Here is a 22,306-nt window from a genome sequence, read left to right as displayed (position 1 = left end):
ACAAGGCCCGGATCATACAAATCGATCTTGAAGACTATCTTGACCTCGCCGACGGTGACTGCGCCCATGTCGCGTTCCGGACTGTCGCGATCGAAGCTCGCTCTGCGAACGGCCGCCATGATCGCCGCCTGTGCGAGCAGCTCGGCGACGAGGCCGCCGTCTCCGGTCAGGCGGGCGAGACAGTTTCGGGTGATGACGGTGCGGGAACCGCGGTCGAGGCCCTGCCGACAGCGGTCGTTAAGGATGGCGATGCGCTCGGTGCGGGAACCTGCCTGGGGGGTTTTGTGCATATCTGTCTCCGGGATGGACGGGCAGACGGCGGGACTGCGATGCACGATCCGCCTTGCCGCCCCTTCCCCTCCCCCTCCTCTCTCGACGCCCACCGGGCGAAGGGATCTCGGCGACAAAAAGCGAGATTCTATGTTTGTCAGCGGCGATGATCGGTTGGCAGGACCCCGGATACTGCGCGAACGAGATCAACGCCGGCTTGTTGAGATGGCTCGCCTCCCATCCTATCTAGGAGAAATAGGCAGCTTCGCGATTTAACCCATGGTCTTTGGAATTGAGATGCGAAAGGCGAAGTAGAGATGTCGCAGGCCGAAATCATGAACTGGACGGCGCTATATGCGGCGACCGCTCTTGTTTGTATGCTGGCGCTCTTTCTGTCGGGCACGATGGTGGCGGTGCAGCTGTGGCGCGAACGGTTCTGGCGCGACCTGGGATCGGTGCGCGCGGTTGTGATGTTCGTGCCGGGCACATGGTGGCGTTGGCAGAAGCTTTATCTGACCGGGACGCCTGTGATCCTTGCGATCGTCGGGGCATTTGCGTTGACTCTCGACTGGTAGTCGCGACGCTCAGATCGCGTCGGGTCGGACCATCCAACGCGGCCAGGCTCACTCGCCGGCGACCATGTCCAGCACCGGCTCCTCGCATGTGCCCTCGTCGCCGTCATCCCCTTCGGGAAGCACCTCGTCATCATTATCAGCATCGAACTGGCCCCTGGTCGCGGCAAGCTCGGCTTCGAGTTCGGCCAGTTCACGCTGTTTTTCATCAAGCAGGGCGGTTTCGGGGAAATCCTGCCCAAGGCGGGCCTGGAAGGAAGGCAAGCGCCGCTCGTTGGCTTCGAGAGATGCCCTCACCTCGGCTAGGTCGGTATCGAGATTGGCGAGCGAGGATTCCAGCCGGCCAAGCGCCGTGCTCGGGCGGGTTTTCTCGCTGATCTCGAACGCGCGGTCCTGCCCGTGGTGCACCGGAGCGATCATAATGCGCAGATAGCGCCTGCCGTCGTCGCTCAGTGCAGGATGGCTGGTGACCTTGAGGTCGATCCCGCTCAGTGAACCGATGATTACACGGTCCGCACTGCTCTTGCGCAGGTCGAGTGCTTTGCGGATGATCCGTTCGCCGGCAGCCTTGCGATCGGAAACGATCTGGCCATCGCAGGCGAGGATGACCTCTTCCTCGCGGGTCGGGATACGCTGGGCGATGTCCTGCTCGAGTTTGACGATCCGCGCCCTGCCCTCGTCGATCGCGTCGATCGTGCGCCTGATCGTCCTGCGGATATTGAACTGGTCATCGACATGAGCATCGCGCAGCCGCTCCAGCCGCGCGACTTCGGCATCGAGACCGGCCTTGCGCATCAGGCGATCGTCACCGGACGCGAGGGCTTTGGCCAGCGCGAACTGACTGACATTCGAGCCGACGTCCTCAATGCGGCGGATAGAGCGGTCGCCAGACATGGCCATGGCGATGAACCGCGCCTTGCGTTCGAGCATCTGCCAGTTGGTCGCGTCCATCGAACCGCTGGTGGCATAGCCATAGAGTTCGATTTCGTCATTCTGGTTGCCCTGGCGCTCGATCCGGCCTTCGCGCTGCTCGATATCCGATGGAATCCACGGCACATCGAGGTGATGCAGGGCTTTCAACCGCTGCTGCGCGTTGACGCCGGTACCCATGGTCGCTGTCGAGCCCAGAACGATGCGCTTGCGACCCTGGTTGAGGTCGTTGAACAGGCGCTGCTTGGCGCTGTTCTTCTTGTAATGCTGCATGAAGGCGATCTGATCGGCGGGGATGCCCATCGCGATCAGCCGGTCGCGGATACAGACATAGGCGGAGAAGCCCCGCGTCTCGATCGCCGCCTCGGTGCCGAGATCGGAGAAGATCATCTGCACCGCGCCGGGCAGCTCATAGGGCTTGTCGGTCTCCGGGTCAGTATAGCGGTGCTCGCTGGTTTCCCGCCAGATGCGGTAGACGTTCTCGATCAGGAGATTGAGTTTGTTGCGCTCTTCATTGCCGATGCCGACGTCGACGAAGCGCAGGTCGATGGCTGAATGCCGGCCGTCGGTGATGACCGACAATATGATGTCATCGCCTTTCTGCGGGCGGCCGGAGCGGCTTTCGATGGCCTTGATGCGTTTGGCGAGCACCCGCTGATAGGCCTTGAAGGGTTCGCCGGACTGGGCGACGACGATCTGCCGCTTGCCGCCCTTGATGGTGGGCAGCTGGACATATTGGCGCAGGTCATCCTTCAGAACGACATCGGCGACGGTGCGATACATCGCCATGAGATCGGCGACGTTCACGAATTCGCAGAAGCGGGTGACCGGCTTGTAGCTGCCGCTCGGCTGAAGCTCGAGTTCGGTGCGGGTGTCGCCGAAATTGGCGGCCCAGGCGTCGAACTCGTGCAGACCTTTCGCGTAAAGCTCGTCATGCTGCATGAAGCGCTGCAGCGTGTACATTTCGCCGAGCGTGTTGGTGATCGGCGTGCCGGACGAGAGGATCAGTTCGCGTCCGGGGTTGATGCCGGAAAGGTAGCGGGATTTGACATAGAGATCCCAGGCGCGCTGCGATCCGGTGGGATCGACGCCCTTGAGGTCGCCGAGGTTGGTCGCGAAGGTCAGCTTGCGGAACTGCTGGGCTTCATCGACGATGATCTGGTCGATGCCGATTTCGCCGATATGGACAAGATCGTCCTTGCGCGACCGCAGGTTTTCGAGGCGACGCTGGAGCCCCTCCTTGAGGCGCTCGACGCGCTTGCGGGAGACGCGGTCGTTGTTGTCGATATTATCGACCAGCGCCTCATAGCTGGCGAGCTGCTCTTCGATGAACTCCTTCTCGAACGTCGCCGGCGTCGGGATGAACTTGAAGGCGTCATGGGTGATGATGATCGCATCCCAGTTGCCGGTGGCGGCGCGCGCCAGGAAGCGTTGACGCTTTTCCTTCACGAAGTTGGTGTCGTCGGCGACCAGGATCCGCGCGGTCGGGTAGAGCATCAGGAATTCGCGGGCGATCTGGGCGAGGCAATGGTTGGGGACCGCCACCATCGGCTTGTTCACGAGGCCCAGCCGCCGCTGCTCCATCACCGCAGCGCAGAGGCTGAAGGTTTTCCCGGCGCCGACCGAATGCGCGACATAGGTCGAGCCGGCCGCGACGATCCGCCAGACGACGCGCTTCTGGTGATCGCGCATCCGGATCGCGCTCGATGCACCCGGCAGCTTCAGATGCTTGCCGTTGAAGGCGCGGGGTACGAGGTTGTTGTAGGCGTCGTTGTAGAGGCGAACGAGGCGGTCGGCGCGATCGCTCTCCTGCCAGACCCATGTCTCGAAGGTCGATTTGATGGCTGCCAGCTTTTCCTTGGCGGCCTCGGTATCGATTGTGTTGAGTTCTCGCCGTTCGGACCCGTCGGCCTCGCGGATGATGTCGTAGATCTTCGGGATATGGGAGTTGAGCGCGTCTTCGATCAGGTCGGCGGCGCTGCGGCGCGGGGTGCCCCAGATCGATGTCGAGCTGACGTGGCCTTCGAAGGGGGTCTTGTCGACGGTCCAGCTGGCGATGTTGACGGTGTGGAAGATGCGGGTTTCGATCTCCATCGTTTCAGCGATGAAGGCCTCGATGACGTCGGTCGGAATCCAGGGTGCGCCGAGGCGCGCGGTGATCTCGCTGGGCTTGAGATCGACCGGCTGGACGTCCTCCAGCGCCGCGGCGGTGACGAGGAAGCGGGGATCGAGATCGGCTTTTTCGCGCGCGAGGGCGAGCTTGGTGCGGACCGGGCCGGAAAGCGCCTCGTCCGCGGGAACCCAGTTGTTGAAATGCGGGTTGCTGCGGATGGGGTCGAGATAGACGTCGTCGGCAAGGTCGCTGAGCGCTTGGGCCTCGCTGGTGCCGAGGAGCTGCGCGATCAGCGTGATATCGACACGGCCGCGTTCATGGAGGGAAAGTGCGAGGGCGTCCTGGGCGGAGTGGATTTCATGAGTAATGGGGGGCTTGACCACCCGTTCGATGAAAATGGGACCGGGGGCGCCGACGTCGTTGGCCTCGTCATAGGTTTCGATCGAGGCGATAAGCCAGACGTCGGGGTCGTCGAGGAAGGGCTGAAGATTGGGGCGCCGCTGATATTCTTTCTCCGCTCCCGTGTCCGGGTCGGTGCGGACCGTGGTGACGGTGCGGTTGATCGGGCCGTTCTTCTTCGTGAATGCCCGATAGTGCGTAAGCAGCCTCTCCTGCAGGATGGCATAGGGCTCGTCATTGAGTTGGGCGCGCAGGATCGCCCGGACAGTGTCGCGGATCGGTACGAGCGCACGGATGATGTTGGCGTGCTTGGCGAAGATGCCAGGCTCCCCCCGCCCCGATTTGACCGCGACGGTCACCGGGATGCCATCGACGATCTGGTGCAGCACCCCACCAGAGACGAGATAGCTGCCCTCCTTGAAGTCGGCTTCGTCGGCCGCGGTCCCGACCGAGAGGTCGAGCGAGACATCGATGCGGTCGCGAAGCGAAGTCGTGCGCTCTGTCGGACGGAAGGAGTCGGCTTCACCGGTCGCGATCCCGGTCAGCGTCGCTGTGAGCATGGTAGGTATGTCGGCGCCCGGCGCGGCCGCGCAGCCATATTCCATGCCATATTGGCCACTGCGCCATTCGTGTACGCCGAGCACATGGTCGGGATGATCGAGGAAATACTGGTTGATCCGAAGCGGACCGCTGCCCTCGTCGCTGCCTTCTATGTCGGCAAGGTCGAGCCAGTCGCGCCGGGGGCGTGAGGCATCAGGCTGATGCTTCTGGAAGAGCAGGATATCGACGACGACGTCTGTGCCCGCCTCCTCGCGCATGGCTTTCCCCGGCAGGCGCACCGCTCCGAGGAAATCGGCCATCGTATCGATATGCTGGCGTGCTGCGGGATCGCTCTTGTCGAGCGAGTATCGCGAGGTGACAAACATGGCGATGCCGCCGGGGCGCAGTTGCTCGATCGAGCGGGCAATGAAGTAATCGTGGAGCGAGAGCCCCATCCGGCCAAGGGGAGTGCGGTTCTGGACGGTAACGTTCGAAAAGGGCGGATTGCCGATCGCGAGATCGAAATCGCCCGGCAGTGATGCCTTGTCGAAATCGATGCAGCGGATGAGCTGGGAGGGATAGAGGGCGCTGGCGACGCGCGCGGTGATGGGATCGTTCTCGATGCCGACGAACAGCGTGTCGCTAGAGAGGAAGTCCGGTCGCAGACCCATGAACAGGCCGCTGCCGCAACCAGGTTCGAGGATTTGGCCGCCGGTAAAGCCGAGAATGCGGGCGGCCTCCCACATGGCCCGGATGATATATTCAGGCGTATAGTGTGCGTATTGCGTGGCGCGCTTGAGCGAGGAAAGCTCGGCATCGCTGGTCTCGGCGACAAGGCTCTGCCCCAGTTCCTCCCAACCCTGTCGGTATTCATCGCTGCGGCGGGCGAAGATGTTGTTGGCAAGTTCGGACGCGCCGAAGCCGATGAATTTGGCGATTGCTTCCTGCTCCGCAGGCATCGCACCGCGCCCTTCACGGTCGAGTAGGTTCAGAAGGCGGATGGCTTCGATATTGTCGTGCGCACGGCCTTTCCACGATGGGGCGAGCGTCCGACCGCCGGCGTAGGAGAAATCGACAGGCGGCGCGGTGGGCGGCTTTGCCGTGACGTCGAACAGGTCGGTGAGAACAAGGCTGGCTTTCGGCGGCTCGTGTACGGGTTTGATGGGCTGGTCGAAGTCCAGGCACAGCTGGAGCGTCAGCGCGGATGCACTGTTTCGCATGGATGCTTCCTTTTCAGGGGATGGTGAGAAGGCGATGGTCGCCAGCAGGCGGTCCGGACCGCCTGATTGGCATCGCAAGGTCGAGGTCAGGCCGGATGCCCGACCTGGTCGATCAATGGCTGGAGATCAGGAGATCGAGGGCGTGTTCGAAGACATCGTCGGCCGCACCGTTGACGATGACGGCATCGGGATTGGTAGCGAGAACGGCGCGCGAAATGTTGGCGAGCGGACGCTTGCGCAGCGGATACTGGAAGATCTGGTTCTTCTCGATCGTGACGAGATTGATGCGCAGCAGGCGTTTGAGCCGTCGCCCTTCGAGGGCATGGGTAAGCAGATCGCTGACTTCCCATTCGAGATCATGATCGATCGTGGTGTCGCCCAGCGCACGCGGCGGCCGATTAGCCTTGAGCCATGCTTGGACTTCGGACTCGTCCCAGCGACCGATCTTGTCGAAGAAGTCGGCGGAACCATGTCCCTGATTGTGGGCGTGGAAGGCCAGTTCGCCGTCAATCCAGATTTCCGCGCGATAGGCGGCGGTTTCCTGGGACAACGCGGCGCCATGGGTGATGCGTCTGAGTTCGATTTTCATGGGGACTCCTGTGATGCTCCAATGGCAAGCACCTGTTCCTCGCCTCCTCCCCTTACCTGTCAGCGCGGAGCTTGCTCCGCGTTGTCAGGGTGCAAGCTGGTGCGAATGGAGGAGGAGTTCCCGAATATGGGGTTGGCGGCGTCGCCCACCGGTTGGATCGGATGTCATCGGCTCGGGGCGTCGCTAGATCGTCCGATCGCGCGGAAGCCGTTCGGCGATTTCGTTATCGCTCAGGTCGTTGAGGAGTTTGAGGACCGTCCTGCTTCCGGGCTCGTAGACCAATATGGTACGCTGGCCGCGTTGCTCGGCGGGCCAGGCTTCGGGATCGAACTGGCCTGCCAGCCCGCGGAAATCGGCATGGGTGCGCGACCAGATCAGTTCGAGCTTCTCGTCACGGGTGAGAGCCCGGAGGTTGGCTTGCTCATGGCCGATGATCGCCGCACGCATAGCGTCGGGGCTCGCAGGGTCACCAAGGTTGCAATAGCCATGGAACCAGCGGTCGCGGCCATCGATCTTGATGTCGAAGAAGACCGAGCCGACGAAGCCGGCCTTGAGTTCGGACATGGCGAACATCCCGGCACGCATGAACAGAGGCGGCAGCACTTCGAGCATTATCTCGTAGGAACTGCGTTCTATCTCGAACCACTGGTTGACATAGGCGCGTCCCGACATCCGCTCCTCCGGATGGCAGTCGGGAATGCGATTGAACAATGCGAACATCTCTGCGGGCGTCGCGACGGCATCGAGGACTTTGGTGAACGGTGGGGTGGTGGCCATGTCGGTCTCGGGATCGGCCAGCGCGGTGGCGGCCGGTAACGGGGGGATTGAGGCCGGGGAAGCTGGCTCGATACTGGGCCTCACCCGATCACATCCCTCTGCCCTTTCCCGCGTGGGCGAAGCCCGTGGTTGGATTGATCGGGATCGCGCAACTTCCGCACGCGGTATGGATTTGCTTGCGTCACAAAGCGCGGGTGCCGTGAACGTCGCTTTGCCTGGTCAACCCAGCCGCAGGGCAGCGGCATATTGGCGCAACAACCCCGCCATTGCCGCTCGCAGGTGACTTTTGTTGCCGATCACCAGTTCGGGATGGAGTGCCCGGCCGTGGGCTGTCCGATAGCCGGAAGCGGGCATGCCGTCGGCGTCCTCGACAATGATGCGGTGACCGCGTAGTCGCGCCGGCCCGGCGTAGCGGACGGTGAAATCGCCAAGGCGTCCTGACAGACCTGCGGCCATCTTGCTCCAGCGAATATGGCCGGCCGCGAACTGCTCACCGGGAGAGCGGCCACGGGCAATCCAGAGACGAAACTGGGCCCGTTGCTGGAGCAAGGAGTTGCGCGTGCGCTCCATTGTCCGGGTAAGCGGGAGAACAGGCGCGGCGGAATCGAGCCGGGCGAATTCGGCTTCGCTGGCGATTGCGACGATGTCGGTATAGTCGCGCTGCCGCAGATATTCCCGCAAGGCGTCGTCGTCACCAGATGCTATGCCGTTTGCGTCGGAGAGGAGGTAGAGGCCTCTTTCTACGTCGATCAGGCAGATTGTGGTTTCCTCATGGCCTGACCGCTCATGGAGCATAGTGAGGATGCCGATTGTACCGGCTCTATATTCGCTCGCGCCAAGGATGAGCAGGCGCCGATGCCAGGATGCGGGAGCGGGCAGATCGCCAGGGGACGGCCATTGGCTGGGAAGCGGACGCGAGGACGGCGGGCTGGCGACTTTGGTAGGTTCGGGGGTGAACGCGGTGAGGGACCGGCGGGCCACGTCGAATATATCGTCGGGCCGCCCTCCCCCGTCGAGAAAGCCCTGATTGTAGGCGCCGCGTCGCAGGTCGGGTTCACCCAGGCGTGTCCGCGACGGTGGCCGTGCCTCCCAGCCTGCCCTTGCCGCATAATTGCCAGCGGCCCAGGCTACCGCCTCATCCCAGTCATAGCCGTGGACAGCGCGGGCGCGGAGAATTCCGGCATCGCGGCTGTCGGTGCTGCCTTCGGCAACTTTACGCTCAACAAAGGCGAAATTTGTCGCCTGACGGTGCTGTTCGCCTTCCTGGGCTATCTGCTCATGGAGGGACTTGAGCATTGCGGTGCGCTCGCGGGTGCGGGCCATGCGCACATCGAGGGGAGTCCCGATCGGGAGGTCGGGAAAAGCGCGCCAGGCATCGGCTATGGCATGGGCGTGATGCGAAGGACGGCCACGCGCTATCCAGCAGGCCACATCGGCGGGATCAAAGGTCTCGGTCATGTCGAATGGTCCTTGCGCGAGTGCTCACATCGCGTGCTGCAGCAGCGGCAATGCGGTCACATCGCCCTGCGTCGCGCTTCGATCGAGCACTGGGTAGGGCAGGTTTGGAACTTTGCGGGCCGCGATCCGGGCCGCCCTTGTGAGGGGAAAGAGATAGGTGTGACATCCCGGATGACGCCGTCTGCGCAGGAAGCCGGTGCGCTCGAGATCGGCGAGCCAGTCCGCACGATCCTCGCCAAAATTAGGCGGGCGTGCGCCGGCAGTGAGGAGAGCCTCGACCGCATAGCGCTGTCCGCATTCTGCGTTGCGGATCTTGGACAGGGCGCGTGAGGAGATCGGCTGGCCATCGGGCAGAATGAGGTCGGTGCGGGGGCTCGATCTGCCGGAATATTGGCTGTTTGCGGCGCGATAAATGAGGCCGCAATGTCCAGGCAGTATTACCTGCCCATCGGGATCGACGCGCCGGACCGGATCGGCATAGGAGATCACGGAGAGGATTTCGGGCTTCTCGCGGCGCAGAAGCCGAAACGCGCGGGCGATCAGGAATGTCTCGGCATTTCCGCCCTGGGAATCGTCTATGACCAGGCGTCCCAGGTCGCATGCGGTGCGGGGATCGGTAAGGCCTGCGCTCTTGGGAACGCTGGCGTTGTTGACCGGGTGCGAGAAGACGCAGACGCCGACCAGTGTCGCGCGGCCGCCTGCGCCATTAGCGAAAAGGCCGACCGATAGACGCGCGACTGGCATCGAGGCGGTGTAGTGATGCGCCCGCACGAACGGGGCCGCCTGATTCTTTGTGCTTATGATATCGACGGCGAGCTTCTTCGGATCAATTTCCGTCGCATCCGGTATCCAGTGGCAGCGCCGGTCGCGCCAACGCTGGCTGCGTGTGGTGAGCATGATGGTGATCTCCCTTGGATCACCATTGCCCCTCCCCCTTCCCTCTCGCGGCCCGCTGGGCCTGAGGACGGTTCGAGTCGGCTGATGTGGATGTGTCGATCACCGCGGGTGCAGATGCCTACGCGTCAACGATGTACGGACTCAGTCTCTATCGATCCCAGTCGCGTTGGCTTTCAGAGTGGAAATAACCGCATTGGTGAAGCCTGGAGGCATGCGGCCGGCAACATAGGAGGGTTCCGGTGACACAGGCCGGATATCGTAGCCTATCCAGGTGAAGTGATTATACTGGTCGACGACAACTGATGTGCCGCGGGCGATCCCCGCAGCGTCCGCTACCTGATCAGGTATTGCCAGGGTTGAGGCTTGCCTGTCGGCCTTCGTGGTGATCGCGACTGTAAATACCCGCTGCCCCTGGGTGGCGATAACCATGACAGGGCGTGTTTTGACGCCTTCATCGCGACCAGCTTGCTGTTCGTGGGTGAACAGGTAGACGTAGTGGAGTATGTCACCGACCTTAGGCAGCGGGGTCATCGTTCCAACGATCTGACGTGATTTCCTCACTCGTCGGACGGGCCGCTTCGAAGATGGCGGCGTGCTCACTGGTCATATCGGCGGCGTCGACGGCAACCAGATCCAGAACCGAGAGAATTTGCCCCGCTGCAATTCGCTCTAGCCGCTCGAAGTAGGAAGCTTCGGCCAACGTGATGTCGGGCCTTCCATGCTTGGTGATGGTGACAGGTGTCCGGCGCCCGAGATCAAGATACTGTCCCGTGTGGTTATGGAAGGTGGTCAGCGGAACCTTTTTTTTCGGCGGTGTAGCGATAGCGGGATCGGCCATGGGACTCCCTTCAACCAGATGATGCCCCCAAAATAGCAAATATGGCAATTTTTGCAAGTTTTGGCTGATCGGATTCGAACCGGCAGGTCGTGTCATCGCGGATTTGGTAATGGGATCTGTACGGACTGCCCGGTGCTGAGATTGATGAACCCGCCAGCGTGACCAATGGACCCGCGGCCGAGGAGGTCGAACAGAAGCGCGAGCGCGTGGCTTGCAACGACGCGGTTTACGAAAAGCGACTGCCGTTCGAGCGCTTCGGCGACCGAGCAGGATGGGGCATCGTCGTCGGGCAGGCTTTCGTCCCTGAGTTCCGGAAAAGCCTCGAGAACAGTCGGCAGGCGCGAGCCATCGTCGCCCCTCTCCGACGCTGGGCAGCCGATGATAAATTGCCCGTCATTCGCGCGGTTGCCGAGATCCATCCAGTAGGTGGGTCTGTTGCGCTCATCCTCGATCGCGGCACCGATCGCGCGTCGAGCGGATGCTGTGTCGACACAGGTGATGAGGAGATCGGCGGCTTCCGGCCTGATGGCGCCAGGCGCACGACCATGGACGGCCTTCCAGTCCAGCCCATGTGCCAGATTGATTCGCTCGGTAAGCGTGTGCGCCTTCGAGTTTCCGATGTCACACCGATAGAAAGGCTGGCGACCGAGATTGGCTTCGCTGACAATGTCATCGTCAACGGTCGTAACGTCGAGCGAACGCGAGCAGATGGCGCGCAAGGCTATATCGAGCCCTGCCAGCCCCATCAGCATCTGCGAGCCTGACCCGCCGCAACCGACAAGCAGGATCTTGATGGGCTGATGGTTGAAGGCGGCGGGCATGTAGTGCCGACGCGGCAGGTCAGTTTGCATAGTGATCTCCTGTGAACGGACTGCGTGGCAGGGGGAGAAACATTCCGCCGGCGCAGAGACGTGAGACCATTTCCGGTCCGGTCGGATCGTCGATCCTGCCAAAGACGAGCGCGAGCTTGGTGGCATCGGCGTCGTCGGCATCGTCGGTGGCGCTGAAGAACGCGCGGGCGCGCGCGTGGCTGTGTACGTCGCAGATCATGTGGCAACCCGGCGGGAGAACCGGGGTTCGGTAGATGAGGCGTGACGGCGTCGCTTCGTCGATTGTCGGAAAGATCAGTGAGAACTCCCGGGTTGCTTCGTCCCAGACGATGAACGCAGCGGCCTCGTTGGGTAAGGCCGCACGGAAGTGATCGAGCATCGCTGCGCGATGTTCATGAGGGATGAGCCCGCAGAGTAGGTCGGCCCTCGGCGGTCCTGCAGCGCCATAGGGCAGATAGGCGGCGATCGACGCGGTGATCGGCACATCGAGCGCGAGCCAGGGGCGGCGCAGGATGAGCATGACATTGTCGCATCCGATGGCGAAGCCATGACCGGCGCGCGCGGCGCGCAGGGCCTCGATCGCAGGCGAGCGACCGAAGGGCGGGACGGGGTAGCAGGGCACGGCGGCGAGCACCGCCGCGGCGGTTGGATCTTCTGCGATCATCTCTATCTCCGGGTAATACCGGCGATCAGCCGCTCAAGGGTCATTGCCTCGCCGGTGGCGGTGCGCTGTTGCTGACGGCCATTCGCGCTGGTGCCGGCAATATAGGGTTTAAGCCGACTCACCGGGAACCGGCGTGCGCGGCGAGCGGCAAGGTCATCCCAGAGGGCAATGAGCCCGCCCTTCCCCTTGATCGTCAACTCCTGGCCGGGATTAGGGTGGGTCGACCAACTGTCGAACACCGCGCTTTCAAATTGCGGGACGGTGTCCACGGTCAGGTTGGTTGGCCGTGCTATGCTGCCCCAGCACAAGCTTCCTCCGACAAAAACGTTGAGGATCGGCGAGTGGAGCAACCTGGTGTCTGCCGTTGGCCGTCGGTTTGCCGGTAGCGCGAAGATGCCGAGACCGGATCGCGTCGCGACGAACAGGTGCGCCGGATAGGGGACGGGCACGATAGTACGTTCGCCGAGCACTCGCAGATCCGGCGGAGGGGATGACAGGGCGAAATAGGCGGGTCGCACCTGCTCGGGTATCCACCAGACGAGAAGATCGGAGTGTGCGACCAGCATGTTATCGGGCAGGAGCTGGGGGGTAGTCGTGCGGCCGAGCGCTTCGGACCACTGGCGCAGATGCGCGCGGGTCAGCGGCGTGCCTGCTTCGATGGTCGGGCGCTCCTCATCGTCGAGCTTGACCGCGTGCATGCTGGCAAAGGCAAAGCTGTCATGGCCGGAGGAACGGGACATGCCGCGCGCATCGCTGCGGTAGAGCAGGATCGCGTTCGCGAGGACGAGACTGCCGTCGACGGCTTCGAAATGGGTCGAATAATCGGGCATGACGGGCTCACTTTCTTGCCGGGTCGAACTGGAGCAGGGCCTGGGCGCAGGCGAGGAAGCGGGCGCCGGCGCGCAATGTGGCAAACCAGTCGTCGATGCGGTCGGCGTCGGGCAGCGGGCACAGGCCGCAAAAGTCCATGAAGCCCATTTCCATGCCGTGGCGGCCGACATCGTCGAGTTCACGCGCGAACTGGTCGAAGGGAACGAGGGTCAGCGGCGGCAGGGTCGCGCATTCCTCGATGCCGGGAACATATTCGAAGACCGTCTCGATATCGTAGTCCCAGGCATTCAATTCCCGCGGGCTCTGTGCGAGTGCGTCGTGGGCATCGTGCAGTTCGCTCAGCAGTTGGCGCAATCGGGCCGGGAGCCGCGAGGGACGCGCGGCATTGGCTGAGATCATCCATTCGGGACGCCGTGCGTTCATGGTCGACGGCAGGGTCATTTCGCTATTTTCGATCTCGTCTGGACCGTACATGTCGATCATGGACTGCCGGGCGGATTCGTCGTCGGTCTCGCCTTCCCAGTAGTACATCGACACTTCTTCGAAGAGGTCGTCGTATCCGAAGATCGGCAGGGCGCGGCGCAATGTCTCTCCCAGTGCTTTGTAGATCGCGGCGCGCCAGCGGATCGGTGCATCCCCGGTTTCGATCCAGCCAAGGTCGAGCTGGCCGAGACTATCGCAGATGATTGCGATTGCCGGCGGTCCGTGATCGTGCCCGTGGAGAACGACCGTGCGCAGGTCCACCATGTCGATTGCGCCGAGAACATCGTGAACCGCCTCGCTGAAGACCCGTTCGATATGGCGCCGCGCTTCTGGGCGGGTGAGGCTTTGTGAGCCCGGAGTGCGCGCCGCGACCCATTGACCGATCAGCTTGTGGTGGGGGGCCAGCGGACAATCGAACAGGACCGGAATGTCCCTCGAAACCGCAGGTGACCGCCCGGCAAGTTCAGCCGAGCGGCGGGAGTGCAAGGCCTCTCGGCGCGTGGATCGGTTCGGAGATACCAGGCCCCGCCAGGGTTGGATTTGTGCAGATCCGGGCATGGAGCGCCTGGGCCTTGAGGCTGCAGGTGGGGAGCTGGGTTGCGGGAGTGTCGTCATCATCGCATTCGATCCATTCGAGCAGGGTTTTTCGGGGTGCGGGCGGTATGGGCGCGGACTTGCGGCGGCCCATGGTCAGCCTTTGGTGCCGACCGCGCGGCGGTATTCGGTCACGTGCGCGCCGCCGATCACGCCGGCGTCGGCCATCTCGGCATTGAGGATCGCCGGGTAGAGGGTCGCATGGTAGGCGCGGAGCGCACGAGGATCGCCCGCGAGATGGGGCGGGACCGGCAAGTCGATGCCATCGTAGCGGTAGGTGCGTTCGAGCTGGTTGATCTGCATTGAAGGTCTCCTGTTGGCTGATCGTTGAGATGGGAGAATGACCGGGGTCAGAAGAGGCTGGCGGGCTCGTCCGCTTTGGCGTCCGCGGGGGGTGTGGTCGGAGCCGGGGTCTTTGCCGCGGTTGTTGATGCCGAGGGCTTGGGCGCTGAGGCCGACTTCGCTTTGGCAGCCTCGATCGCGGCCGTCTTGGCGGCTTCGGCGACCTCGCGCTGTCCGGCCAGTTGGTCGGCGAGCGTCTTGCGTGCGGCGATGAGTTGACCGAGCGCGCCTTCGGCTCCCCTGGCGAGTTCGGCATCGATCTCGGCGGCGCTTGCGGTGATGGCGATCGGGCGTGTCTCGCTTGTGTCGAGCGTAGCGGTAGCGCCCTCGGCTTTGCGCGGGATGATCGTCAGCGTGACCGTGTCGTCAGGTCCGGCGACAAGGTCGAAAGCAAGCGAATAGCGGGCGAGCAGCGGCAGCAGGCTTGTGACAAGCATGGTGTTCAGTCCTTTCGTGTGGGGAACGGGTGGGAAATCAGGCAACGAGTTCCGCGACGCGCGCGGGGGCTTCATCGGGAACTGGTGTCGGGTCCGGCGGCGGGCCGTATGTGCTGTCGAGGGTCATTGCGCCGGGCAGTCGTCCGGCCCAGTCGAACCCGATACGGTTGAGCATGCCGGTGATGAGTTCTGTCTTCTTGGAGGCGAGGAGGCGCGCGAAGGACTTGGCGCCGATATGGGCAACGAGGCCGCATTCCTGAGCGATGAAGCTGAGTTCGTCCTTGGTGTATCGCTCGAGGAACGCCTGATCGACCTGCCAGCTGTCGCGCAGATCGACCCCGAATACCCGCGCGAGATCCGCGACGTGGCTGAAGTTGAGGACGTCCTTGGCGTAAGCCGCGCCAATGACGGACAGTATGTTCGCCGAGCGCGCATCGGGCAGCACCTGGATTTCGGCGATCCTGTTCGCATAATCGAGATCCCGGAAATTATCGCCGACAAGCAGACTGGCGCGCGACGTCAGCGTCTCGGCCTTGATCTGGGACAGCGAGCCGGACATCGCGGCAACGAGGATGGTCGTCCGGGCGTGATCTACGTTGCCTGCGAGCGCACGGGCAAGCGCGGTCCGCCAGGTCGCTTCGCGAAGCTCCTTCGTGCGCGCGGCGAGCGACTTGGCCGTCACACCGGGTTTCGGGGCGCTTTGCGAAGCTTTTGCCGGGCTGACCGGAGCTGGCGCCGACGATGGATTTGCTTCGGATTGGACCGAAGGTGGCTCGCCCCCCCCTTCCCCATCCTGCGAGGCTGCGGGCGGCGCGGTATCGAGTTCCGTATCGGCGGTGTCTGCCCCCTCATCGTCTGCAGACGTCGCGAGAGCGGCTCTTGCCGCGGCTTCGGCCTGGGCCTCCTTTTCGAAACGGATGACCTCGGCAGCTTCGGTCTTGATCTGGAAGCATCCGGCGTTGGTGCAGTATCCGTCTTCGACATGGGTCTCAAAGAGCGCGCGCTGGGTGGCGGAATTATAGGGGCACCTGGTACATTCGCTCTTGTCGAAACAGGCAGACGCAAGGTCCTGTGTCACCCGCTTGAGAAGCTCCTGTGTCTTGGCGACGTCGAGCTGCGCGGTGAGAATGGTTTCGAGAGCCTTGTCCTGCTTGTCTTTCGGCACCGCGGCGAGCAGTTCGGCATGACCGACTTTGATACGGCGTTCGTCCAGTGCCGTTTTGACCGGTTCGGATAGTTCAGCGAGGGCGAGCCGGCGATCGAACATGGTGCGGGACCATCCGAGACGCTTTGCGGCTTCCGCGCGGTCACCCTGGCATGCCGCGAGCACCCGCACTGCTGCATCGGCCTGTTCGGTCTCCGATGCGTTGTCGCGATCGTGATTCTCTGCGATTGCGGCTTCGAGGGCTTCCTGATCGGTCATCTCGCGAATGACGACCGGGATTTCGCCTTCCGGGCCATAGACCTCGAGCGAAGCGCGATAACGACGTTCGCCCGCGACGATTGCAAAGAATCCGTCCTTTGGTCTGAGCAGGATCGGTTGCAAGACGCCGCGCCGACGGATGGACGCTACGAGTTCTTCATGCTTCGCGCGGTCGAAATAGCGGCGCGGATTATCTCCTTTGATGATTTTGGAAAGCGGCAGGGTGATTTCGGGAACGGGTTCTGGTGCGTCCAAGGCACGTCTCCTTGCGGAATGTCGCGGACCCGTCCTTCGCGGCCGTGCGGCTTCAATCCGGCGAGTCCAATCCGCTCCCCTCCCCCTTGCCTCTCGTGGCCCATCGGGCCTCAGAGCGGGTTGGTCGATTTCCTGCGTTTGGCAAAAAGGGAGCCCGCATCCGCGGCTTCAGGCGCTGGTGATCAGGTCCAGCAGACGCGCTTGCAATGCGCCGTCGCGTAGGTCGGTATCATTGATGTCGATGACCGGAGCGATCTTTTCCATGCGCGGATGGGTGATCGCCTTGGCGTCATGATAGGCGTCGGTGTCGAAACCCATCGCCTCGACTATGGCGATGCGGTTCTCGCCGGTCTCGCGCGAGCATGTCTCGATGATGAAGTCGGGCCGGCAGTTCCCGGCGGGTGTCTGGATATCGAACAGGGGCTTTGTGATCGCGCTATCGTAATGATGTCCATCGAGCCGGTGCTGGATGCGCAGGAGATCGCGCAACACGGTGCGTTCGAAATCGGAATCGACAGGTATGAAGCGCTGTCCCGAATAGATGGGCTGAGCATAGGCCCGCAGCGGCGCATAGCCCTTCACCTGCGGCAGCTCGCCGATGACGATCAGCGCCAGATAGGGGCCGGCGACGGGCGTGCCATGAATCGATGGGTGCTGGATGCGGGTCGCGACTTCGATGGGATCGCAGCCGGCGGCATGGATAACATTGCCCTCAATGCCGTTAGCAAACAGCAGGAGAAATCCTTGCGGGGCGTGTCCGCGGGGCCAGCGGGAAGCAAGCGCGCGAATACCGGCATAGACGCGCCGATGCCGGAAGGCTGAACCGTGCGTCCATAACACTCTCGCCAGCTCGACGCCTGGCGCAACTTCGATATGACCGGCGGCTTGCTGGATTGCTGCGAATTCGCTGGCGATGCCGCGTTCGCCACTGGGCGACAGCATGGCCTGGTTGCGACCGGCGAGATCGATCAGCCGCCACATCAATCGGGCAAGCCGCGGGATATGCGGTTGGCGCACACGACCGCCTGCGCTGTCTTCGGGCGCGCGAGCAAGGCGAACCGGAGCGCTCTTAAGTACCGAAAAATAGCCCTCGGGGCGGTCGACTGGTCGAACCGGATCGGCCGCCGCCATGTGTCCGGGCGCGGCCTGGGCATGGAAGAATGGACAATCGAGGCGATGCTCGGGTCGTCCTCGACCCGTCAAGCGTCTGAGGTAGAAGGTTTCTGCTTCGCTGAGATAGGCCGGCGTCATCAACGGTGGAGCGACTTGGGCGCCCAGGCAGTCACAAGCGATCCACATGTCGCCGAGCCTGGCCTGTTCCACCAAGACGACGCCGGCTTCCTCGTCGTGGTGGTTTCCCTTCCCGATGTACCATCGCACGAGCGCGTCGCGAACGAGCGGATCGATCGGGATTCGTTGGTGGCCCCTGCCCCCGCGATCAACCAGCCACATGGAACGATCCAGGGCGACATCGGGGGCATGCCGCTGATGCTCTCAGCATGCGCATTCTCCTGTCCACTGGCGTTCGGTGGGGAGCATAGCACATGGCGTTTCGCCTGATAAACAGTCTGGAGGAAGTTGCTCTGGTCGATTGGCCTTGTTCGTGCTATGTTCCGATTATTGCTTGTCTAGGAGATGTCACATGAGCAGCCCGAAGAAACTGCCTGGCCGGATCGATATCGACATCACGCTTGTCGATGCGTCGCTGGATCATGTGCAGCGTCCGGAACGCCGGGCAATCGCGGCGCTGTCGATCGGTGTCGAAGCGAACGACGCTTATTATTCGGTGGTGGAGCTGCTCGAGGCTGTGCATCTTGTCGGCACCCGCCATCCAGACGGTCGGCGAAAGCTGGGCCGGATTCTGGGAGAGCGCGGCGATGATTATCAGCGCTCGATCTACTACGCGCTCGCTGGACGCGGTGCGTCCCATATGCTCGACGATCTCGAATGGCTTGCCGCGATCCTGAAGGCACGGGGCAGCGTAGCCCGTCACCATGCCGTGAACGATCCGATCTCGCCCTATATATCGCCGGAACCGGACGGTCCGGTCGGCACATTCGCGCCGTCGTTTCCGCTTGGTCAGTCGTGGCGGACATTCCGGGTGCCAGCCGGTTAAGAGAATGGCAGGTTGCCGGGCGGGGTATTCCGTCACGGCATAACCTGCGCAGCGACCTCAGCGTCTTCATCTGGCGTTGTGGTGACCAGGAAGGGCTGTTCGACAAGCCCGGTTCGTACGATGGTCTGGGGATAGCCGGCTCGCTCGCTCCTACGGCAGGCATATTCCCAGGCGCGCTGGAAGCTGTTGAGTTTGCGCTCGGCGGTCGATCCCGCAGTAGTCGGCATAGCAGGGGCCTTTCATCAGAATGAGGGTAAGGGACAATTGCAAACCCTGCATTGGGCAGTGAGCCGCCCTCCCCCCTCCCCTTATTCGGACCTTGAAGTCGCTCGAAGCGCGTCATGAGAGGAATGCCGGGGCGGACAGCGCCAGTTGATAGCCCTGATAGCCGCGTTGCGTCGCAAACCGAGGTGGAGGCGATGTACGCTGCGATGGTCGACAGTTTGCTGCCTCTAGCGTAATCAGAGTGCTAGCGCCGTTGCTTGATGCGCTGTGGGTTACGGCGTCCGATTGGGCAGGCCGGTGGTGTCGGGAGCCAACCTCGCGGTTGCATCCCCCTTAAAGAATCATCTTATAAAAAACGCCCAAGCGGAGCGCGGGAGCTTCTATAGATTCATGATTCTAAGATTCGGGACCATTTAGTCATTGAAACTCAATGCGTTGATATGCCTCTATATGAGCTGGGGGGGGCTTTAGCGTGAGCGCAGGGGGGCATTAATGCGAGCGCAAGGGGGCAACTGGATGAGCGTCCGGGGGTTTATGTGAGCGATTGGGGGTGGCCGGGATTCGATATGAAGTGGCCTCTGGAAGGGTTTGATTCAGCCCAATGAATCGTTTCGTTCGCCGACTGCGCTGGATTTGGGGTCGATTTTGAGGACGATGGTGGCGGTCGGGATTGGCTGACGCCGGTCGTGCGGTTCTTTATATGAGCGATCGGGGGCGTCTGGGCTTGCAGTGGTAAGCGATCAGTCCTTTCGATCGGCGTTTATATGAGTGGACGGGGGCGCCCCGGAAAACCGATTCGGATCAGCAGCTTGGCGCGGCGTTATTGTGAGTCGCTGGGGGGCGCACTGGCTGGTCTTGCGGCAGCTGATCTTGGGCCAACCGATCGTGTTTATGTGAGGAATCGGGGGTCCTCCTAAACCCGTGTATTTCTGTGGGTTTCGCGGCGCGTTTATGTGAGGACCAGGGGGCTGGCGACAGAGCGCCCTGCCCTCTTTTCATGAGTCGACGGGGGTTCGTCTATGTGAGTAAATGGGGGGCGGGTTCTCTTTATGACACGTTGATGGTATGCAACTCATATGAAGCTCGATTCGGACATATCGGAAATCGAGGTAACATCAGGGCTGGAGAGTCTGAGCCGGACGCTGCGCGTTGCGGATGTGATTCGCCGCCGTGATCTCGATTTTGTAAGCAAACCCGGCGAATTGGTCGAGTCCGAGTTCGAGACCGGCTCGCTTGGCGCTGCTGCGCGCAAAGCTTTCGCGTTGATGCTGCGCAAGGCTGGTCCGGAAGCCTATGAAGACAAGACGTTCGTTATTACGAAGAAGGAGCTTCGAGGCTCCCACAAGGGTAATGAGCGTATTCAGACCGTGATGGATGAATTGCTTCGGGTCATTGTTCGTATCCGGACGACGACGTCGAAGGGTAAACCTGCGGTGATGTCGCAGTCGTTGCTAGCGAGCTGTGTCGAGGAAATTTCCGAAGACGGGATGAGCGTCGTCGAATTTCAGTTCTCGGATAATTTCAAGCGCGTGTTGCAGCGTTCGGACTATTATGCGCGCGTCAATCTTGGTGTGATGCTTGCGCTGCAGTCTCGCTATGCTCTCTCTCTTTACGATCTGGGGTGTCTGATCATCAATCGGCAGAACCGGGTGTACAAAATGAAGGTCGATGAACTGCGGCGGAAGCTTGGAGTTCCTGACGGCAGCTTCAAGAACTTTGCCGAGTTCCGGCGCGATGTGCTGGCGAAGTCGAAGGCGGAGATCGATCAGCTGGCGGATTTCACGGTTGAATGGGAGGAAATCCGGGGATCGGGCCGCGGTCGGCCGGTCGAGGCCGTGAAACTGATGTTTCACCCCAAGGATCTTGAGGATCAGGAGGAAACCGCGCGCGAGTTGGATCGTCCCAGGGTTGGTCGGCGCGCGCGGCGTGAGGGCACGGTGGAGACGATGGCGATCGCGGATCGGCCGAAGATTATCGAGCGTAAGCCGTTTCCCCGCGATTCTCTGCACTTCTGCCCCGACACGCGTTTGTTGACGATCGTTGCGGATTATGGCGGCGGTTGGGACAAGGATCTCATTGCGAGCGGGTATCGCAAGACGATGGGTTCTCGACTGGATAACCTGGTTGGGGAAGCACTTTACAAGTCGTGGGAGGGGTTTTGTAAATCCTTCGTGCAGCAACGTGGGCGTGCATAGGGGACCCCTGCCCCCGATCACTCATATAAACGGACGCCGAGCCTCAGACCCGCCCCGGTCCAGGAGCGCCCTCCCCTTCGGCGAGATCGAGCAAGGCGATGATCCCATCGGGGAGGCTGAGATTTCTGGCTTCGCACCAGATGACGAGCCTGTCCCGTTCAGGTTGCGAGAGACGCATGGTGATGTGCTTGGTCCGCGCCGGACCGCGCATTGGTTTGCGCTTGGGAATTGCGGCGGTGTCTGCCTGTACTTGCGGGAAGTAATTTGCGGGGGGAGTTGGTCGGACTGGTTCCCGGATCGGCGTTTGATCGACTGCTGCGCCCGCTGGCGGTGTGGACGCGATCAGGCTCTTCAGGCGTTCGGTTGGATCGTCGTGCGTTTCGAGCCGTTGCCGGGTTTTGCCGATGATGTCACCCATGGCCGGGGCTGCGGGTTTGGGTTCAGCCATTGGATGCCTCCTTGTTCTGAATTTCGCCGAGGACGTCGGCGAGGATGCTCTGGGCTATTCGCCGGGCTTTTTCGGTTTTGGCGAGACCGGCTTGCTCCACTTCCGCGAGGGTCATGCGGAAATTCGACATGGCGCGGAACGCATCGAGCGTGTGCATTTGTTCCTTGAATATCGGCAATGCACTGCTGATTTGGGCATCGATTTCCCACTCGGCTCGCGAGCGGGCGACCTGCCCGGTTTGGGTAATGAGCACACGGTATGGCACTCCGCCACCCATCTTCTGCAGCATTTCGCTAGTTTCGACGGTCCTTTCGAGGTCGAGGCGCGAGGAGCGGGTCGGTATCACCACAAAGTCAGAGTCCATCGCGGCATATGCGGTCTTGAAGTTGGACGTGCCTTCAGAATCCACGATCACCAGTTGCGCGTTTTCCCTTGCTCTTTTGATTGCGGCGCCGATCTCGCCGTCACGGATCTGGGAGGCATCCTCGACGGTTATGAGGGAGTCCCCTCCCCTCCCCTCTTCGCGGCGATCGCGGTGCCAGTTTAACAGGCTATTCTGACGGTCGGCATCGAGCATGAATACGGAGCCGCCAAGCGCCTCAAATTCGGATGCGAGCGCGAGAGCGAGTGTGGTTTTGCCCGCACCTCCTTTGCTCTGTGCGATGGTGATGACCGGCATTCGTTAAACTCCTCCAATACAAGTCCGCGCGTTCGCCCGCGCGGCAGTAGCCGACCGCGCATAAGAATGCGCGGCACCATCCGTATGCGACTATGATAGCGCGGGTATATGCGCGGCGCAAGTATGCCGCGCGTCCACATACGAGTGCGCGTGCTTCCGCGCGTGTACATATACATCACCG

22 protein-coding genes are annotated in these 22,306 nt (G+C 62.1%); 3 read left to right on the top strand and 19 right to left on the bottom strand.

The genetic code is table 11. The features are described from left to right. On the bottom strand, positions 1 to 290 hold a 290-nt coding region (locus tag EBBID32_RS08525; protein ID WP_037489800.1), incomplete at its 3' end, for a DUF3768 domain-containing protein. Positions 291 to 587: 297 nt separating this feature from the next. Here EBBID32_RS08525 and EBBID32_RS08520 point away from each other — a divergent pair. Beyond that, complete coding sequence (locus tag EBBID32_RS08520) at positions 588 to 845, top strand: hypothetical protein (protein WP_006954054.1); 258 nt, start codon at positions 588 to 590, stop codon at positions 843 to 845. A gap of 48 nt (positions 846 to 893) precedes the next feature. Here the strand turns inward: EBBID32_RS08520 and EBBID32_RS08515 are convergent, their stop codons facing one another. The 15 genes from EBBID32_RS08515 to EBBID32_RS08440 all read right to left on the bottom strand — a co-directional run bounded on the left by EBBID32_RS08515 (position 894) and on the right by EBBID32_RS08440 (position 17,914). Next, positions 894 to 6,044: a helicase-related protein gene (locus EBBID32_RS08515; protein WP_006954053.1), complete on the bottom strand. Its 5,151-nt coding sequence runs from the start codon at positions 6,042 to 6,044 to the stop codon at positions 894 to 896. A 112-nt stretch (positions 6,045 to 6,156) separates the two neighbouring features. Next, on the bottom strand, positions 6,157 to 6,633 hold the full coding sequence (locus EBBID32_RS08510; protein ID WP_006954049.1) for a hypothetical protein: 477 nt from the start codon (positions 6,631 to 6,633) through the stop codon (positions 6,157 to 6,159). A gap of 183 nt (positions 6,634 to 6,816) precedes the next feature. Continuing rightward, entirely contained in the window at positions 6,817 to 7,410 is a 594-nt protein-coding gene (locus tag EBBID32_RS08505; RefSeq protein ID WP_037489796.1) for a DUF1419 domain-containing protein, read from the bottom strand. A 219-nt stretch (positions 7,411 to 7,629) separates the two neighbouring features. Continuing rightward, complete coding sequence (locus EBBID32_RS08500) at positions 7,630 to 8,868, bottom strand: hypothetical protein (protein WP_006954043.1); 1,239 nt, start codon at positions 8,866 to 8,868, stop codon at positions 7,630 to 7,632. Positions 8,869 to 8,892: 24 nt separating this feature from the next. Further along, entirely contained in the window at positions 8,893 to 9,765 is an 873-nt protein-coding gene (locus tag EBBID32_RS08495; RefSeq protein ID WP_006954041.1) for a hypothetical protein, read from the bottom strand. A gap of 141 nt (positions 9,766 to 9,906) precedes the next feature. After that, a complete protein-coding gene (locus tag EBBID32_RS24510; RefSeq protein WP_037489793.1) occupies positions 9,907 to 10,296 on the bottom strand; it encodes a hypothetical protein in 390 nt (129 codons plus the stop codon). Next, positions 10,280 to 10,603: a type II toxin-antitoxin system prevent-host-death family antitoxin gene (locus tag EBBID32_RS08485; protein ID WP_006954038.1), complete on the bottom strand. Its 324-nt coding sequence runs from the start codon at positions 10,601 to 10,603 to the stop codon at positions 10,280 to 10,282. Before EBBID32_RS08485 ends, EBBID32_RS24510 begins: the two co-directional genes overlap by 17 nt. Before the next feature lie 92 nt (positions 10,604 to 10,695). Then, positions 10,696 to 11,454: a PRTRC system ThiF family protein gene (locus tag EBBID32_RS08480; RefSeq protein WP_006954036.1), complete on the bottom strand. Its 759-nt coding sequence runs from the start codon at positions 11,452 to 11,454 to the stop codon at positions 10,696 to 10,698. Further along, complete coding sequence (locus tag EBBID32_RS08475) at positions 11,444 to 12,097, bottom strand: PRTRC system protein A (RefSeq protein WP_006954034.1); 654 nt, start codon at positions 12,095 to 12,097, stop codon at positions 11,444 to 11,446. The genes EBBID32_RS08480 and EBBID32_RS08475 overlap by 11 nt, the downstream gene beginning before the upstream one ends. Positions 12,098 to 12,099: 2 nt before the next feature. Then, positions 12,100 to 12,927: a PRTRC system protein B gene (locus tag EBBID32_RS08470; protein WP_006954032.1), complete on the bottom strand. Its 828-nt coding sequence runs from the start codon at positions 12,925 to 12,927 to the stop codon at positions 12,100 to 12,102. 7 nt (positions 12,928 to 12,934) lie between these two features. Further along, complete coding sequence (locus tag EBBID32_RS08465; RefSeq protein ID WP_231382151.1) at positions 12,935 to 13,897, bottom strand: hypothetical protein; 963 nt, start codon at positions 13,895 to 13,897, stop codon at positions 12,935 to 12,937. Between the two features lie 204 nt (positions 13,898 to 14,101). Further along, positions 14,102 to 14,308 (bottom strand): PRTRC system protein C, encoded by a 207-nt coding sequence (locus EBBID32_RS08455; protein WP_006954024.1) that lies wholly within the window; start codon positions 14,306 to 14,308, stop codon positions 14,102 to 14,104. A gap of 47 nt (positions 14,309 to 14,355) precedes the next feature. Continuing rightward, positions 14,356 to 14,784: a PRTRC system protein E gene (locus EBBID32_RS08450; RefSeq protein WP_006954021.1), complete on the bottom strand. Its 429-nt coding sequence runs from the start codon at positions 14,782 to 14,784 to the stop codon at positions 14,356 to 14,358. Between the two features lie 37 nt (positions 14,785 to 14,821). Next, positions 14,822 to 16,462: a PRTRC system ParB family protein gene (locus tag EBBID32_RS08445; protein ID WP_006954019.1), complete on the bottom strand. Its 1,641-nt coding sequence runs from the start codon at positions 16,460 to 16,462 to the stop codon at positions 14,822 to 14,824. A gap of 168 nt (positions 16,463 to 16,630) precedes the next feature. Next, the gene (locus EBBID32_RS08440; protein ID WP_037489789.1) at positions 16,631 to 17,914 is read right to left on the bottom strand and encodes a hypothetical protein; all 1,284 of its coding nucleotides are present in this window, start codon (positions 17,912 to 17,914) and stop codon (positions 16,631 to 16,633) included. A gap of 190 nt (positions 17,915 to 18,104) precedes the next feature. Between EBBID32_RS08440 and EBBID32_RS08435 the strand changes: the two genes are divergently transcribed. Next, entirely contained in the window at positions 18,105 to 18,578 is a 474-nt protein-coding gene (locus EBBID32_RS08435; protein WP_006954015.1) for a hypothetical protein, read from the top strand. 32 nt (positions 18,579 to 18,610) lie between these two features. On the opposite strand, the gene EBBID32_RS08430 is transcribed toward EBBID32_RS08435, so the two are convergent. After that, positions 18,611 to 18,805, bottom strand: coding sequence for a hypothetical protein (locus EBBID32_RS08430; protein ID WP_006954013.1), 195 nt, complete (start codon positions 18,803 to 18,805; stop codon positions 18,611 to 18,613). Positions 18,806 to 19,879: 1,074 nt separating this feature from the next. Here EBBID32_RS08430 and EBBID32_RS08425 point away from each other — a divergent pair. Then, positions 19,880 to 20,998 (top strand): replication initiation protein, encoded by a 1,119-nt coding sequence (locus tag EBBID32_RS08425; RefSeq protein WP_006954011.1) that lies wholly within the window; start codon positions 19,880 to 19,882, stop codon positions 20,996 to 20,998. Between the two features lie 43 nt (positions 20,999 to 21,041). On the opposite strand, the gene EBBID32_RS08420 is transcribed toward EBBID32_RS08425, so the two are convergent. Beyond that, positions 21,042 to 21,446 (bottom strand): hypothetical protein, encoded by a 405-nt coding sequence (locus EBBID32_RS08420; protein WP_006954009.1) that lies wholly within the window; start codon positions 21,444 to 21,446, stop codon positions 21,042 to 21,044. Further along, positions 21,439 to 22,125 carry a ParA family protein gene (locus EBBID32_RS08415; protein ID WP_006954007.1) on the bottom strand — a complete coding sequence of 229 codons (687 nt, stop codon included), beginning with the start codon at positions 22,123 to 22,125 and terminating at the stop codon, positions 21,439 to 21,441. The genes EBBID32_RS08420 and EBBID32_RS08415 overlap by 8 nt, the downstream gene beginning before the upstream one ends. Positions 22,126 to 22,306 lie beyond the last annotated feature (181 nt).

Source organism: Sphingobium indicum BiD32 (assembly GCF_000382885.1).
Classification (GTDB): Bacteria; Pseudomonadota; Alphaproteobacteria; order Sphingomonadales; family Sphingomonadaceae; genus Sphingobium; species Sphingobium japonicum_C.
Note: the sequence above shows the minus strand (reverse complement) of the source record. Positions and strands in the feature narration are given on the sequence as shown.

Coding starts and splice junctions, on each gene's coding strand:
- EBBID32_RS08520 (WP_006954054.1), top strand. CDS start 588: ATGTCGCAGGCCGAAATCATGAACTGGACGGCGCTATATGCGGCGACC.
- EBBID32_RS08515 (WP_006954053.1), bottom strand. CDS start 6,044: ATGCGAAACAGTGCATCCGCGCTGACGCTCCAGCTGTGCCTGGACTTC.
- EBBID32_RS08510 (WP_006954049.1), bottom strand. CDS start 6,633: ATGAAAATCGAACTCAGACGCATCACCCATGGCGCCGCGTTGTCCCAG.
- EBBID32_RS08505 (WP_037489796.1), bottom strand. CDS start 7,410: ATGGCCACCACCCCACCGTTCACCAAAGTCCTCGATGCCGTCGCGACG.
- EBBID32_RS08500 (WP_006954043.1), bottom strand. CDS start 8,868: ATGACCGAGACCTTTGATCCCGCCGATGTGGCCTGCTGGATAGCGCGT.
- EBBID32_RS08495 (WP_006954041.1), bottom strand. CDS start 9,765: ATGCTCACCACACGCAGCCAGCGTTGGCGCGACCGGCGCTGCCACTGG.
- EBBID32_RS24510 (WP_037489793.1), bottom strand. CDS start 10,296: ATGACCCCGCTGCCTAAGGTCGGTGACATACTCCACTACGTCTACCTG.
- EBBID32_RS08485 (WP_006954038.1), bottom strand. CDS start 10,603: ATGGCCGATCCCGCTATCGCTACACCGCCGAAAAAAAAGGTTCCGCTG.
- EBBID32_RS08480 (WP_006954036.1), bottom strand. CDS start 11,454: ATGCAAACTGACCTGCCGCGTCGGCACTACATGCCCGCCGCCTTCAAC.
- EBBID32_RS08475 (WP_006954034.1), bottom strand. CDS start 12,097: ATGATCGCAGAAGATCCAACCGCCGCGGCGGTGCTCGCCGCCGTGCCC.
- EBBID32_RS08470 (WP_006954032.1), bottom strand. CDS start 12,927: ATGCCCGATTATTCGACCCATTTCGAAGCCGTCGACGGCAGTCTCGTC.
- EBBID32_RS08455 (WP_006954024.1), bottom strand. CDS start 14,308: ATGCAGATCAACCAGCTCGAACGCACCTACCGCTACGATGGCATCGAC.
- EBBID32_RS08450 (WP_006954021.1), bottom strand. CDS start 14,784: ATGCTTGTCACAAGCCTGCTGCCGCTGCTCGCCCGCTATTCGCTTGCT.
- EBBID32_RS08440 (WP_037489789.1), bottom strand. CDS start 17,914: ATGTGGCTGGTTGATCGCGGGGGCAGGGGCCACCAACGAATCCCGATC.
- EBBID32_RS08435 (WP_006954015.1), top strand. CDS start 18,105: ATGAGCAGCCCGAAGAAACTGCCTGGCCGGATCGATATCGACATCACG.
- EBBID32_RS08430 (WP_006954013.1), bottom strand. CDS start 18,805: ATGCCGACTACTGCGGGATCGACCGCCGAGCGCAAACTCAACAGCTTC.
- EBBID32_RS08425 (WP_006954011.1), top strand. CDS start 19,880: ATGAAGCTCGATTCGGACATATCGGAAATCGAGGTAACATCAGGGCTG.
- EBBID32_RS08420 (WP_006954009.1), bottom strand. CDS start 21,446: ATGGCTGAACCCAAACCCGCAGCCCCGGCCATGGGTGACATCATCGGC.
- EBBID32_RS08415 (WP_006954007.1), bottom strand. CDS start 22,125: ATGCCGGTCATCACCATCGCACAGAGCAAAGGAGGTGCGGGCAAAACC.